The organism is Spirosoma humi, assembly GCF_054776575.1.
This window is the reverse complement of record NZ_BAAHBR010000005.1, coordinates 1-13,786: the sequence shown is the minus strand read 5'-3', so window position 1 is coordinate 13,786 and position 13,786 is coordinate 1. Positions and strand designations below refer to the sequence as shown.

General features: G+C 50.5%; 12 protein-coding genes. 3 read left to right on the top strand and 9 right to left on the bottom strand.

The window, feature by feature from the left end; all coding sequences use genetic code 11:
• Positions 1-4: 4 nt before the first annotated feature.
• From ACYU8Y_RS06960 to ACYU8Y_RS06925, 8 genes are all read right to left on the bottom strand, one after another.
• Positions 5-3,307, bottom strand: coding sequence for a SusC/RagA family TonB-linked outer membrane protein (locus ACYU8Y_RS06960; RefSeq protein ID WP_460935579.1), 3,303 nt, complete (start codon positions 3,305-3,307; stop codon positions 5-7).
• A gap of 167 nt (positions 3,308-3,474) precedes the next feature.
• Positions 3,475-5,583 (bottom strand): ATP-dependent DNA helicase RecG, encoded by a 2,109-nt coding sequence (gene recG / locus ACYU8Y_RS06955; protein ID WP_460935577.1) that lies wholly within the window; start codon positions 5,581-5,583, stop codon positions 3,475-3,477.
• A gap of 177 nt (positions 5,584-5,760) precedes the next feature.
• Positions 5,761-7,197 carry a DUF5723 family protein gene (locus ACYU8Y_RS06950; protein WP_460935575.1) on the bottom strand — a complete coding sequence of 479 codons (1,437 nt, stop codon included), beginning with the start codon at positions 7,195-7,197 and terminating at the stop codon, positions 5,761-5,763.
• A gap of 295 nt (positions 7,198-7,492) precedes the next feature.
• Positions 7,493-8,095, bottom strand: coding sequence for a NifU family protein (locus ACYU8Y_RS06945; RefSeq protein ID WP_460935573.1), 603 nt, complete (start codon positions 8,093-8,095; stop codon positions 7,493-7,495).
• Positions 8,096-8,230: 135 nt separating this feature from the next.
• Positions 8,231-8,512 carry a 50S ribosomal protein L27 gene (gene rpmA, locus ACYU8Y_RS06940; RefSeq protein WP_460935571.1) on the bottom strand — a complete coding sequence of 94 codons (282 nt, stop codon included), beginning with the start codon at positions 8,510-8,512 and terminating at the stop codon, positions 8,231-8,233.
• Between the two features lie 87 nt (positions 8,513-8,599).
• Complete coding sequence (gene rplU, locus ACYU8Y_RS06935; RefSeq protein WP_460935569.1) at positions 8,600-8,917, bottom strand: 50S ribosomal protein L21; 318 nt, start codon at positions 8,915-8,917, stop codon at positions 8,600-8,602.
• Between the two features lie 128 nt (positions 8,918-9,045).
• Positions 9,046-9,807, bottom strand: coding sequence for an HpcH/HpaI aldolase family protein (locus ACYU8Y_RS06930; RefSeq protein WP_460935567.1), 762 nt, complete (start codon positions 9,805-9,807; stop codon positions 9,046-9,048).
• Between the two features lie 144 nt (positions 9,808-9,951).
• Positions 9,952-10,854, bottom strand: a complete 903-nt coding sequence (locus tag ACYU8Y_RS06925) for a histone deacetylase family protein (protein ID WP_460935565.1) — start codon at positions 10,852-10,854, stop codon at positions 9,952-9,954.
• 117 nt (positions 10,855-10,971) lie between these two features.
• On the opposite strand from ACYU8Y_RS06925, the gene ACYU8Y_RS06920 reads away from it, so the two are divergent.
• From ACYU8Y_RS06920 to ACYU8Y_RS06910, 3 genes are all read left to right on the top strand, one after another.
• Complete coding sequence (locus tag ACYU8Y_RS06920; RefSeq protein ID WP_460935563.1) at positions 10,972-11,721, top strand: SDR family oxidoreductase; 750 nt, start codon at positions 10,972-10,974, stop codon at positions 11,719-11,721.
• A gap of 152 nt (positions 11,722-11,873) precedes the next feature.
• On the top strand, positions 11,874-12,314 hold the full coding sequence (locus ACYU8Y_RS06915; protein WP_460935562.1) for a hypothetical protein: 441 nt from the start codon (positions 11,874-11,876) through the stop codon (positions 12,312-12,314).
• A 55-nt stretch (positions 12,315-12,369) separates the two neighbouring features.
• Positions 12,370-12,675, top strand: a complete 306-nt coding sequence (locus ACYU8Y_RS06910) for a hypothetical protein (RefSeq protein WP_460935560.1) — start codon at positions 12,370-12,372, stop codon at positions 12,673-12,675.
• Positions 12,676-12,768: 93 nt separating this feature from the next.
• Here ACYU8Y_RS06910 and ACYU8Y_RS06905 read toward each other — a convergent pair whose 3' ends face one another.
• Positions 12,769-13,485 carry a YciE/YciF ferroxidase family protein gene (locus tag ACYU8Y_RS06905; protein ID WP_460935559.1) on the bottom strand — a complete coding sequence of 239 codons (717 nt, stop codon included), beginning with the start codon at positions 13,483-13,485 and terminating at the stop codon, positions 12,769-12,771.
• Between the last annotated feature and the right edge of the window lie 301 nt (positions 13,486-13,786).

Sequence of the window (13,786 nt, the reverse complement as noted above, 5' to 3'; positions counted from 1 at the left end):
TCTTTTAGAAACTAAGTGTTAAGCCCGCGTTGATCACTCGTGCCTGTGGGTAATACTGTCCCCCGCTATTCGTCGATTCGGGATCGTATATACCTTTCATGGCAGGCGCGTAAGTAGCCAGATTTAACCCGTTTACGTACACCCGTAGGTTGTTCAAGCCAATCTTGCTTCCAACCGTACTGGGTAGGGTATAGCCCAGCTCCAGGTTTTTCAGACGAACATAGTTAGTGCTTCTCAGCCAGTAGGTGGTACCGTTGGAGAAGTACTGGTTACTGCGGTCCACAATGCGTGGATCAACGGTGCTTGGGTTATCTACCGTCCAGCGGTGATCATAGCTGTATTGCAGGAAATTACCAATGGTACCCGACTCCGTTTGCAGGAAGATCTGACCTCCAGTCGAGCCCTGGAACAGGATACTGAGATCGAAGTTTTTGTAGCGGACACTGGCGTTCAAACCACCCTGAAAACGGGGCTGGTTGTTGCGATCGGCCCGAACACGGTCGTTTGCATCAATTTTGCCATTTCCATCAATGTCCTTCAACTTCATGTCGCCAGGCCGTAACAAGCTAGCACCTACCCCACTGTAATCCAGCTTATTGGCATCGATGTCAGCCTGCGTAGAAAAAATCCCGTCATACTGATACATAAGGGTACCATTTTGCTGGTTCGGGTCATTGACGTTAGTCGGAATAGGCTTACCTGTTGACCGCTGCCACTCGGGTGCACCCGGGGTTTCGTCCCAGAACGTAATGGTGTTCTTGGCATAGCCACCGTTCACACTAACGTTGTATTTGAAGTCACCAGCCTGGCCGTTGTAACCAATCCGGAACTCATACCCTTTGTTGGTAACCTTCCCAATGTTCGTAGCGGGTAAGGTAGCTCCCGTCGTTTGTGGGATAGACGCACTCTTGCGCCACAGGATGTTCGACCGCTTGTTCTGGAATACGTCGAACTCGAAGAACACTTTCCCATTCAGCAGGGAGCCTTCCAGACCGATGTCCGTATTGTTGGCTACCTCCCAGGTCAGCGATGTGTTCGGAACACCGTTTTCGTAGAGTGTCTGCGAAACCTGGTTGTTTATAACATAACCCCAGTTCGAATTGACGCGGTCACCGTAGGCATACGTAGGTAAGTAGTCATATTCGCGTAATGTATTGTTGAAGTACACTTGGTCGTTCCCCAACTGACCCCAGGATGCCCGTAGTTTCAGAGAGCTAACCACTGGCAGCGCTTTCTTGAAGAAGCTCTCCTCAGAAATACGCCAGCCCGCCGTTACGCCGGGGAAGAAACCCCAACGGCTCGAACGAGGAAACATATACGAACCATCGTACCGCCCCAGGAATTCAAACAGGTATCTCTCTTTGTAATTATAGGCTGCCCGACCGAAGTAACTCATACGAGCCCGTTCCCAGATAGGTGTTTGGGTAGCGTCATTGGTAGCCACCTGCTGGGAACTTCCCCCGGCAAACAGCTGATCGATAGCCGTCGAGTTAAAGTACTGGCGGAATCCCCGGAAACCGTTCGAATTAGACTGCTCTTTCGTGATACCCGCCAGCAACGTAATGGCATGACTGGCCCCAAAGGTATGGTCGTAGGATAAGATACCGGACAGCAGCGAGTTGAACTGATCGTTCGTGTATTGATTGAGGGTCGATTGCGCGGGCCCTTTCTGTACGCGCTGAAGTACTGGCTCTTTCGTTGTTGGATCGTAGGAGGTATAATCCCAGCTATATACGAACCAGGGAGTCTGCCACTTCTTGCCCTGCTGTATATATTTGTCCAATGCAACGCTGGCGGTCAGCTTAAGGCCTGGCACCCAGGGGTTGGTGATGTTTAAGCTGGCATTGCTTTGCAGGTAATACCGGGTATCTCTATCGTAACCCGTGGCGCTGGTTGTCACCAGTACGGGTTGCTGTCCATTCTCGATATCAGGGGCAGGCTGACCAGTTGGCCAGAAAGCGGGCTTGTTTGGATACCCCCGAGCCAGCATCCGGAAAATATCGCCAGCAGCAACCGTTGGGTAAAACCGATTTTCCTGACGACCCACAACGCCTGTCACTAAGTTAATATACTTACTGATTTTGGCATCCAGATTCAGCCGGAAGTCGTACTGTTTGTAGCCCGTAGCCGAGTTTTTGTAATAAGCATCCTGATTCTGGTAGTTGACGGAGGTCAGGTACTTGATGTTTTCCGAACCGCCCACTAGCTGCAACGTGTGCCGAACCTGGGGCGACCAGGTCTTCAGAGCCGAGCCAAACCAGTCGGTATTCGGGTGTCCCCAGGGATCAGAACCATCCTGAAACTTCTTGATATCGTCGGGCGAGTAGGGCGCTTTAACGACTAGTCCATTGTCAGGGCGGGTGTAGCTTCCGGTGGTATTGAAGGCCGTATTGGCATCTTTCCAATACCCGGCAGGCAGGTTATTGTATAAGTTGATTTCGTTGTTCAACTGAGCATACTCAGCCGCCGTGGCCATTTTGGGAACGACCGTCGGTTGACCAAAGCCCTGGTTGAAACTGTAGGAAAGCTCCGGCTTACCGCTCTTACCCCGTTTGGTGGTTACCAGAATTACCCCGTTGGCCGCCCTTGATCCGTAGATAGCCGCCGAAGCATCTTTCAGGACCGACATGCTTTCGATATCCGCCGGATTCAGGCGGTCGATACCCCCGGCCCGGGCAGGCACACCGTCGATAACGATCAGGGCATCGTTGTTACCCAGCGTGTTAGACCCCCGGATACGAATGGTAGCCCCATCCGCTCCAGGCTCACCGCTGGCATTGGTGGCAATAACGCCTGGCATCCGGCCCGCAATGGAGTTACTCAGGTTCATAGCAGGCGACTTGACCAGCTCGGCACCTTTTACGGTAGCCACAGCACCCGTTACGGTTTCCTTTTTCTGCTCGCCGTACCCAACGACGACCACCTCGTTCAGCATTTTATCATCCGAAGCTAAGGTGACGTTGATTGTTGTCTTGTTAGCGGCCGACAATTCCTGGCTCATAAAGCCAATGTATGAGAACACCAGGGTCTCATTTCCCCGAGCCAGATTCAGCGTGTAATCGCCATCTGCCGACGACACCGTACCGGTAGTCGTTCCTTTAACCACAATACTAACCCCAGGCAGAGCCAGTCCTTGTGCGTCAACGACCTTACCAGACACCTTGGTTTGGGCGAAAGCGCCCACCGAACCGAGCAGACCAAGCAGGAACAGCGAACAGAACACGATTCGCCGTGGCCAGATGGCAGTTGATAGGAAAGCGCCTTCATACTGGAGGAAGGCCTTCCTGTTGGTAAACATTTTTTGCATGAGCAACCTGTTTTTAATAGAGAATATTAACAGGTCAAAGCAGGGTCACTAAGGGTTTTTACTCACTATTTATTACCCGATGTTTACTTTTTTTTACCATTAAAAAATGGTATTTCACAATTATTAAGATAAAATCAACGTGAACAGCCAGTTATACTGGTACCGTTTTATGAAATTCGTCCCCAGTTGTTTTCAGTTTGTTTAAGTCCGTCAACGTGATTGCGGATGGGGGTATGCTGGGGCAGCAGAAGCTCAGGATCTTCGGCTAAAATAGCCTGCGCCGACTCCCGGGCGGCAGTCAGAATGGCGCCATCTTTGGCCAGATCGGCAATCATCAAATCCATTACGCCACTTTGCTGGGTACCCGTCAAATCGCCGGGACCGCGTAGTTGCAAATCCATATCGGCAATTTCGAAACCGTTGTTGGTTCGTACCATCGTTTCGAGCCGGGTGCGGGTATCGCTGCTGAGTTTGTAGCCGGTCATCATAATGCAATAGGACTGGTCAGCCCCCCGCCCTACCCGCCCCCGCAACTGGTGCAGTTGCGATAAGCCGAATCGTTCGGCACTTTCAATAACCATCACACTGGCGTTTGGCACATTGACGCCCACCTCGATGACCGTAGTAGCGACCAGAATATGGGTTTCGTGTTTCAGAAACCGCTTCATCTCATCATCTTTTTCGTAGGCCAGCATCTTCCCGTGCAGCATACCAATCTCGTATTTTGGCCGCGGGAAGGCCCGCTGCATACTCTCAAACCCATCCATCAGGTCTTTGTAATCCAGCTTCTCCGACTCCTCGATCAGTGGATAAACGACATATACCTGACGGCCAAGTTCAATCTGCTGCCGCATAAAGCCGAATACTTCGGAACGGTGCTTGTCGTACTTATGCACCGTTTTAATGGGTTTTCGACCTTTGGGAAGTTCGTCGATGGTCGATACATCGAGATTGCCGTAGAGGGTCATGGCCAGCGTGCGCGGAATGGGCGTAGCCGTCATGACCAGAATGTGGGGGGGCACCGTTTCGTTTTTGCGCCAAAGTTTGGCTCGCTGGGCAACACCAAACCGGTGCTGTTCGTCGATGATGCACAACCCCAGATTTTTGTATTGCACCGCATCTTCGAGAAGCGCGTGGGTACCGACCAGAATGTGCATCTTGCCCGACTGAAGTTCGTCGTGTAGCACAACCCGGCGCTTTTTATTAGTCGATCCCGTCAGAATGCCCAGGTTGAGGCCCATAGCCTCGGCAAACGGTTTAAGTCCGTTATAATGCTGATCGGCCAGAATTTCAGTTGGGGCCATCAGGCAGGCCTGGGCACCATTGCCAATGGCCATCAGACAAGCGATGAAGGCCACAATGGTTTTGCCACTGCCCACATCACCCTGCAGGAGCCGGTTCATCTGCTTCCCTGTTAGGAAATCACCGTAGATTTCTTTGATCACCCGCTGCTGGGCACCTGTCAGCTCAAACGGCAGAAGTTCTTTGTAGAAGTGCTTCATCAGCGACGTGTCCCGGAAAATCTGTCCCGGAAATTCTTCTTTCTGAATAAGCTTATTCTTGATCAGTCGCAGCTGGTTGTAGAACAATTCCTCGAACTTAAGCCGACGCTGAGCCTGTTTCAGCCAGGCCTGATTTTGCGGCAGGTGTATGTTCCACATAGCCTCCCGCTTACCAATCAGCCGGTATTGCTGGATAAGCGAGTCAGGCAGTGTTTCGCGAATGTGCGGCCACGACAGTTCGATCAGACTTCGCATGGCTTTTCCCAGCACTTTGCTGTCGAGGTGACGCTTCCGAAGTTTTTCGGTGAGGTTATAGACAGGAAAGAAACCGGGCTCATTTTCTGAGGCCGTAATCGCGTTTTCCAGCTCTGGGTGAACGATACTGAATTGGCCGTTGAACGACTGGGGCTTGCCGTACACGATGTATTCCCCATCGCGCCGAAGCGATTTCTCCAGGTAGGTTATACTCTGAAACCAAACGAGACTCATGGAGCCGGTGCCATCGGTAAAGGTAGCGACAAGGCGTTTTTTGGGTCCCTCACCTTCCAGGTACCAATCCCGAAGTCGGCCACGAATCTGAGCCGATGGCATGGAGTCCATCAACTCGCTGATGGTGTAGTAACGCGTCCGGTCGTCGTAACGGAACGGATAATATTGAATCAGGTCGCCGTACGTGAACAGATTCAGCTCTTTATTGAGCAGTTCCGTGCGCTGCGGTCCTAACCCTTTCAGGTAAAGTAGCGGTGTATCGAAAAAAGTAGCTCGTTCGGTCATAACAGACCTGTATAGGCAATTTTGTACGTTGCAAAGGTAGTCAGTCAACCGCGGGAAAATCAAAACCCCTGGCAGAGACGCCTACTGCCCCTCTTTTAACGGACTACCTGATCAGGCCACTGCTCACAACGTAAAGCCGTAGCCTGATCAAATTTACGCAAAAACTGCCTTAAACCATCAACGATCGTAGCGATCTTCGCTGGCCCGACCGATGCCGAAAGCGACCCCCAGGTATACATCCAGACCACGGGGTTTGATGCTGTTGGAATTGCTGCCCAGTAAGCCCAGCAGGTTATCAGTCCCGAGCCAGCCCGGCCCTACCCGCACCGAAGCACCGGCCGTCAGTCCTCCGTTGAGGTAGGCAAAAGGAGCCGCGATACTCAACCAGCGCGCATCGTACCGGGGTGTTACGGCCACTAGTGTCGGCTGGTGAATGGCTGTTGCCTTCACCGATCGCATATCCTGCAAATACGTCACGTTGACACCCAATCCACCCGGCAATTGATAATCAGCAGAGAGGTTCAGCGATGTAGGTAAACCCGCCCGAAACTGTTGGCTGTCTGGTGTACGACCCGTATTTAATTTTTTCTGGATAACTTCAGCAATACCCTGCGGCCCACTGACCTGGTTAAAATCGCTCCCCTTAAATTGCGCCGGATTCGCTCCCAAATCGTTGTACTCATACTTCGGACCCGTATACGAAAGCCCACCAATATCCGTTACGGCAACGCCCAATTGCAAGGTTGGGCTATCTTCATCATACTGATCGACGTAGGTTAGGCCAATATCCAGCCCCAGTCCCTTACCGGGTGCCGCCCTGTTGAACAGGGTCTGCGGATTCAGGCTACGATTTTCCAGAAAGGTCGTATACGCAAGGGTAGCATCCAGTTTATTGACTTCCAGTAAAGCACTGCTTGAATTGTCGGGATCCGTAACAATGCGGTAATTCAATCCCCTGTTGATTAGTTGCTGGGCATTGTAGCCGAGCAGAAACTTTGCGGTTGCCCCGAGCAAAAGTTTTCGGCCGTCACCTTCCAGAATGGCTCCGGCATAGGTTAGTCCCAACTCGGCATACGTATTCGTGTTGGCGCTGAATTTGTTGTCGTTGCTGGGAACACTGTAAAAAGCACCATCGCTTAAGCTCGCCCGAAGCGCGGAGAGTAACGTTTCGGATGCGCCAACGACCTGCCCAACCGCCCGGAAGCGTGTGGTGACCGCAAAAGCACTGCTTTGTCCCGTTTTGATCAAAAAGGAGGGTCCCCGCACTTCGCCCCAGATCGTTCCGTTCTTGGGTCGTCCGTTCAACATTTCCCGCGTGTAATCAGACGAAAACTTGATCGATCCATCGGCACTTTTGTATTGGGACGGTACGGTGCCGGTAATTAAACGCGCCAGTGAAAAGGGAGCCTGATACCGAACGTAGTTATTATCGACGTGGCCACTACCCGTAAAAATATTCAGGTAAAATTTTGACGGAGAATCGGCAGCGAGTGCCGGATTGATATACAGTCGATTGGTTCCACCGTAACGACTGGTAGAGATACCAAGTAAATTTTGCGAAAAGCTAGTTGTCGAAAGGAGTAAAGAGGATAATAAAGCAAACGAATACTTCATGCAGTTACAAGTTGAATGGCAAAGTGAACTGCAAAGTAAACGGCAATCGGCAAGCCAGGGTTACCAAAAATTGAATTATTTTGATTTATTGGTATAAAAATAATTACTAAGTGATGTAATTATCAGCCGCTTAGTTGATTCAATTATTTCTTCTCTCAGTAAAAAACGAACATCAACTCAAGGCATTACGCGATGAACCGTACTGAAACTAAGAGCTGTCGTTTTCGTAACCTTTCAAAGTTACGAAAACGACAGCTCCCTATAAATGTACCCGTTACCCGGCGGCCTTTTATTTTTAAACGCCTTCCGCTTCAACCAGTTTAACCTCAGGTACCAGGCGAGTCAACAGATTTTCGATGCCTGATTTGAGAGTAAGCGTAGAGGATGGGCACCCACTGCATGAGCCCTGTAACAATACTTTCACCGTGCCACTTGGCTCGTCGAACGAATAAAAACTAATAGCTCCTCCATCCGACTCAACGGCGGGTTTGATGTATTGATCCAACACAGCTTTTATCTTCTGGACCGTTTCAGAGTCCATGTCGAGTTTTGTTGTGTTGGTCTCTACGGTTCGTTGTGAGAAGACGGGTTTTTGCTCGCCAAAGTAGCCTTTCAGAAAAAGCTTGAGTTCGAGCAACACATCATCCCAATCAGTCTCGTCGTCTTTGGTGACCGTTACAAAGTTGCCTGATATAAACACCCGGCGCACAAAGTCAAACCCAAACAGAGCAACCGCCAGTGGTGAGGCTTTTCCGTCGAGCAAGGCATCACCCGGGGTAGCATAATCGAATGAGAGCCCTTCCGGAACAAGTTCAAAATTAACGACGAACTTCATGGAGTTCGGATTGGGGCTTCCTTCCGTAAAAATGGATACGGGACGGCTTAGTGTAGGATTCATCGGCAAAATATGTTCAGTTTACGGATACGTCAAGCGGCATTCGCACAGTGGTAACAGCCATGGTGTTTTTTTAGTTTTTATGCACAAAAAAACCCGCTCAACATCCATTGAGCGGGTTTTGAAAAGCTTACTATATTAAGCAGCGACTTCAACTGCTGGTGCTTCTGCCGGAATAATATCCACGTACGAGCGGCTGTCGCGGCCCGGACGGAATTTCACGGTGCCCGCTACCAGCGCAAATAACGTATAATCTTTACCTAAACCGACATTTTTGCCGGGGTGGTGTTTCGTACCGCGCTGGCGGACGATGATATTGCCTGGAATAGCCACCTGGCCACCGAACAATTTAACACCCAGCCGCTTGCTATGCGAATCACGGCCGTTTCTGGAACTACCTACACCTTTCTTGTGTGCCATTTCTTTGAAGTAGTTAGGAGTGAGGAGCGAGTAGTGAGAATTGGGCTTGCATCGGCAACTTCTCACTACCTGCTCCTCGCTACTGTTTTAGAGAGTTATGTCTTCGATCATGACCTTCGTCAGGTACTGACGGTGGCCGTTTTTCTTTTTGTACCCTTTCCGGCGTTTCTTTTTGAAGATGATAACCTTCTCGCCTTTAAGGTGTTCGACTATTTTAGCCGATACTGCCGCTCCGGCGACAGTTGGAGCACCAACGGTGATGCTCCCTTCGTTGTCAACAAGGAGAATTTTCACCTTGTCGGAGGCAAGTGCAGCGTCCACATCGCCTTCTAACCGGTGGGTATAGATATGGCGACCCTTTTGGATCTTAAATTGCTGCCCTGCGATCTCTACGATTGCGTACATGTGCTTGTATGAAATTGGAAATGAGGGTGCAAAGGTAGAGAAAAAAATAAAGAATGAGGAATGAAGTGTGAAGAATAATTGGTAGTTATCCCAAAAAATCACTCATTACCGCCTTTATTCAGTAGTTCTTACCCTCTCCCCTTCATAAAATCCGTCGAAGCCATTTTTAGCAAACCAGCGAACGAATTCAGGCAAAACAGGACGCCCCGATCGATCAGGGCTCTGGCCTGATCGCCGGTCGCGGCAGTGGTTCCGGCAATACGCCCGGCTTTTCTGATCTTCTCAACCACGCCGGCAATCGTTCGTTTTACTTCATCATGACCGGGTCCATCATAATACCCCATACTCATGGCCAGATCGCGGGGGCCAATGACAAAGCCGTCAATGCCCTCTACCAATAACAGGTCATCGAGATTGTCGATTGCTTCTTTGTCTTCAATTTGGGCCAGCACCAGCACCTGCTCATTGGCAAAAGCGACAAACTCTCCCTGGTTCATGCTGCCCAGCAGGTAGTCGTTTGCGCGTACGGGCGCAAAACCACGGGCACCTATGGGTGGGTAGTTTACGGCCTGCACCAGGGCTTCAGCTTCGGCAACCGTGCTGATAGCTGGCATCATAATTCCCATAACACCCGCATCTAAAAATTGAAGGATAAGCTTGGGGTCGTTGCTCCGTACCCGGGCCAGTGGCGTGATGCCACTTAGTTCACAGGCTCGCACGATGTTTTGGACCTCGGATGTCGTGACAGAACTGTGTTCACCATCGATCATGTAGAAATCCAATCCCGAGTAACCGCATAATTCGGCCACGGTGGGATCATTACTATTAGACAGTACGCCCAGTACGGCCTGGTTATTTTTAAGTCTGGTTTTAACGATATTCTGCTTCATGTTCTAGGTAAAACGAACGCAATGCCCGACTTTACTACATTTCGGTAGACGAATTTTTAAGCGAGCAAGATACAACCGAATCAACGCGAAAGATAAAGATCGTTACCCTGTGACCAGGTTCCTTATCGGATAATCGCTCTTTAGTTAGAAAAACAGATCGGCAGCCACCCGGAACGTATTGCAGTGAGCCTCGACAATATCGGTCAGGCGGGGCGAGTAGCCGCCCCCCATCGAGACCGTAATGGGTAATCCGGATTGGATTGCCTGTTCAAATACGAATCTATCGCGCTGTCGGCACCCATCCCGACTCACATTCAGTTTACCCAGACGATCAGAAGCCAGAATATCGACGCCCGATACGTAAAACAAAAAATCGGGTTGCACCCGTCGAATCAGGCCGGGCAGGATATCATACAGTCGGTTCAGGTAGCCGTCGTCGGTCGTGCCGGTCGGCAGATTGACATCCAGATCGGATTGCTCTTTCTTAAGTGGGTAATTATCCTGCCCCTGCATGCTGAACGTAAAAACCCTCGTTTCGTGCTGAAACATGCAGGCCGTTCCGTTTCCCTGATGAACATCCAAATCCACGACCAGAATCTGTTGAGCCTGCCCTGTTTCGAGCAGGTAATGGGCCGCCACGCCTACATCGTTGAGCATACAGAACCCTTCGCCCCGGTCCGGGAAGGCATGATGCGTACCACCCGCAACATTCATGGCCACGCCGTCCCGCCGGGCAAGCTGCGTACAGTCAATGGTTCCCTGGGTAATGATCCATTCGCGTTCAATCAACTCAGGCGTCAGCGGAAACCCAATCCGGCGCATCATTTTCGGATCTATCGTTCCCGTTTTCAGCGCCTGTACGTAAGCTGGCGTATGTACACCCAGTACCCAACGATCGTCAACCGGAGCGGGACTAAAGAAATTAGCTTCGGTGCAGGTTCCCTCATAAAGGAGCTGTTCATGGATCAATTCGTATTTGAGCATGGGAAATCGGTGCCCTTCGGGCAACCGGAGCCGGTACACCGGCGAAAACGCAATCTGAAGCATATACAGCGAAAATAGCCCGGCCCGTTCGATAAAGTTACGCCTAAGTTAACCGGTCGGAGTAACGTTGTGTTACCAAAACCGCGTAGTTTGGTCGTTCGATGCGTTTATCCAACTTGTATGAAAACAGCAATCATTACTGGTGGAGGTCAGGGTATTGGCCGGGTGACCACGCAGTATTTACTGACGCATGGCTATCGGGTAGCCATCTGGGAGGCTGATACGGACGCTCTTGCCGAACTTCGTGAAGCATTCAAAGCCTCGTCGGCGCAAATCCTGTTTGTCTCCTGCGATGTCTCCAGCGAAATCAACGTAAAAAAAGCGACGGAGCAGACAGTTGCCCATTTTGGCCAGATCGACGCCCTCATCAACAATGCCGCCATCATGGTTGAGAAGTCACTCGATAAACTGACGCTGGATGAGTGGAACCGGGTGATTGGCACCAATTTAACCGGCTCTTTCCTCTGCGCCAAACATACTGCACCATTGCTGGCGGCTCAGAAAGGCTGTATCATCAACATTGCCTCTACGCGGGCGTTTCAATCCGAGCCGGATACGTTTGCCTATTCAGCGAGCAAGGGCGGTATTATCGCTCTGACTCATTCACTGGCGGTTAGTTTAGGTCCCGATGTGCGGGTCAACGCGATCAGTCCCGGCTGGATCGATGTATCGGCCTTGAAGAAAAAGGCGAAAGCAAAAGCAGATGACCTTCGCCCGGAAGACAACGAACAGCATCCTGCTGGCCGGGTAGGTCAGGCCGACGATATCGCCCGGATGATTCTGTTTTTGATTGCGCCCGAGAATAATTTTATCACCGGTCAGAACTTTGTGGTCGATGGAGGAATGACCCGGAAAATGATTTATGTGTAAAAATCTATTGGAATCGAGTAAAACATCCCCGTTGTGTACAGGGTTAGTCTACGACGATGGGTTTTACACCATCCGATTGTCAGGCATCCCTGGACTTTGTTGAATACACCATTTTAGTATAACCATACACCTGTTTTTATCCTTCATCAGCTATGAACATTGAACTCTCTACTGCCTCCCAAACGGCTCCCTTTGAAGTAATCGACTTGCAGGTATCGTCCCGGCGGACGGCTGGCAAAGCACTGCTTTCGGTCCGTTTCCTTTGCCGCAATGATCGGTATGTCAATCACTTGCATATGCCGGAACTGTCGTGGTTCGATGCCAACCAGCTCCAGCGGTTTTCGCAGGACTTGTCGCAGGCACATCACCCGGAAACCTGCCAGACGGATTTGATCGATGCGGGTCTACGGCTCACGGGTTCTGTTCGGCGATTGGCTGGCACCTGGACCACGGGCCGAACCGTTCGCATCGAACCGCTGCCTTCATCAGCTAACCAGTTTTTACCCTTTACCATCCATGCATCACACCTCGATGTAAAGACGTACGCAAGTAAGTTGTACAGTCGTCTGTGGGAATTATTCACAAAAGGTTGAACAGATAGCCCATAGGCTCATTCAACCCCTTTATTACTCTTTACAAGTAACGTTTATGGAAAACATGAATCAGGATTCAACGATTGGATCGACTACGGGTGGAACCGCCCAAACGCCGGACGACAGTATTTTGATCAATCAGGATTATAACCCGGCCGATCTGGCCGGTGATGTCAATGCGCCCCCAACCACACCGACCGATGAGGAAGAAGCCGCCACGGGAAATGATGGAACAGGAGCGGCTTCGGGCAGCCCAAACATGGAAGTCGATCGCTCCCACTATGGCAACGGGGATACACTGGGCAACAACGACGGCACCGAACCCGATCCGGAAACGGCTGACCCTATCAGCAACAATTAATTGGGTAAAAGCCTTTTCTACAAGCTGATATAAAAAAAAGAAAGCGGCACGCCTAGATTAGGCGTGCCGCTTTCTTATACTAGCTGGTTAACTTCACAGTGACCGGGAACCGCCCAGCAGGCTTGCATCCGACGAACCATACCCGGTGGTTGTGGACCCGTATCCGGTCGTTGAACTGTCACTGTAGCGGGTGCCGTCAGGATTCACCGCCGTATTATATTGGTCACCGTACTGACTGGAACCGGAGTTAGGTGAGTTATCGTCTTCCGAAGCTGCCCGCTGATTAATGAATGACTCGGCTAATTGAGTCAGCTTACGGTCAGTGTTCTTTTCTTCTTCAAGCGTTTGCTGCAACAGGCGGGCGGCATCTGAATAACCCAATACTTTAGCCAGCGTCACGACCGACCCATAGGCTGCAATCTCGTGGTGTTCAATCTTCTGCCCGGCAATGATCAAGCCCGCATCACGCGTTAATGAGCCAGATTCGGTGCTGGCAACCACGGTTTGCGCATCATCGACCAAGCCATCTATAGCAGCGCATGTTTTGTCATCTACGTCGGCACCGACACTCCGGAATACATCTTCCAGACGAGCAACTTGGCCCCTGGTTTCTTCCTGGTGCTGAAGAAACGCATTTCTTACTTCATCCGTCGTCGATGCGTCGGCTTGTTCACCCAGTGCGTCAACGGCCTGTTTCTCGGCGTAATAAATGCCACGTAACTCATCGATGAAAAGGCCATTCAGCCCTTCCCTTGTATCATTATCACTACTACTAAAAAAATTGGCGATTTGAGTTCCTAAAGAAGCCATGTTATCTGTTGGTTTAAGAGTTAACGTTGAATTCATGACCGATTTAACCAAAACTATGCCATATGCTGATACTGTGGCGATTAGCCATTTGTGCTGAATACAATTGATTAAGTTTTTCCACAGATTTTGTAGAGTATTAGTCCTAATCCCCACCTTATTGCCTTAACATCTTCTGAAACAAGGGTTTTCTTTTTGATGTTGTCTAAAGTTTGAGATGGCGCAATAACAGCGTACAAAATGCCAGCCAGTGGAAGGCCAACCAGTTACTGGCCTTGGTTTCAAAACGAACCAATAGATTCTT

Bases quoted from the DNA above. Each gene is read 5' to 3' on its own strand.
- ACYU8Y_RS06910 (WP_460935560.1), top strand. From the start codon at position 12,370: ATGGAAAACATGAATCAGGATTCAACGATTGGATCGACTACGGGTGGA.
- ACYU8Y_RS06905 (WP_460935559.1), bottom strand. From the start codon at position 13,485: ATGGCTTCTTTAGGAACTCAAATCGCCAATTTTTTTAGTAGTAGTGAT.
- ACYU8Y_RS06950 (WP_460935575.1), bottom strand. From the start codon at position 7,197: ATGAAGTATTCGTTTGCTTTATTATCCTCTTTACTCCTTTCGACAACT.
- ACYU8Y_RS06930 (WP_460935567.1), bottom strand. From the start codon at position 9,807: ATGAAGCAGAATATCGTTAAAACCAGACTTAAAAATAACCAGGCCGTA.
- ACYU8Y_RS06945 (WP_460935573.1), bottom strand. From the start codon at position 8,095: ATGAATCCTACACTAAGCCGTCCCGTATCCATTTTTACGGAAGGAAGC.
- rplU (WP_460935569.1), bottom strand. From the start codon at position 8,917: ATGTACGCAATCGTAGAGATCGCAGGGCAGCAATTTAAGATCCAAAAG.
- rpmA (WP_460935571.1), bottom strand. From the start codon at position 8,512: ATGGCACACAAGAAAGGTGTAGGTAGTTCCAGAAACGGCCGTGATTCG.
- ACYU8Y_RS06960 (WP_460935579.1), bottom strand. From the start codon at position 3,307: ATGCAAAAAATGTTTACCAACAGGAAGGCCTTCCTCCAGTATGAAGGC.
- ACYU8Y_RS06915 (WP_460935562.1), top strand. From the start codon at position 11,874: ATGAACATTGAACTCTCTACTGCCTCCCAAACGGCTCCCTTTGAAGTA.
- ACYU8Y_RS06925 (WP_460935565.1), bottom strand. From the start codon at position 10,854: ATGCTTCAGATTGCGTTTTCGCCGGTGTACCGGCTCCGGTTGCCCGAA.
- ACYU8Y_RS06920 (WP_460935563.1), top strand. From the start codon at position 10,972: ATGAAAACAGCAATCATTACTGGTGGAGGTCAGGGTATTGGCCGGGTG.
- recG (WP_460935577.1), bottom strand. From the start codon at position 5,583: ATGACCGAACGAGCTACTTTTTTCGATACACCGCTACTTTACCTGAAA.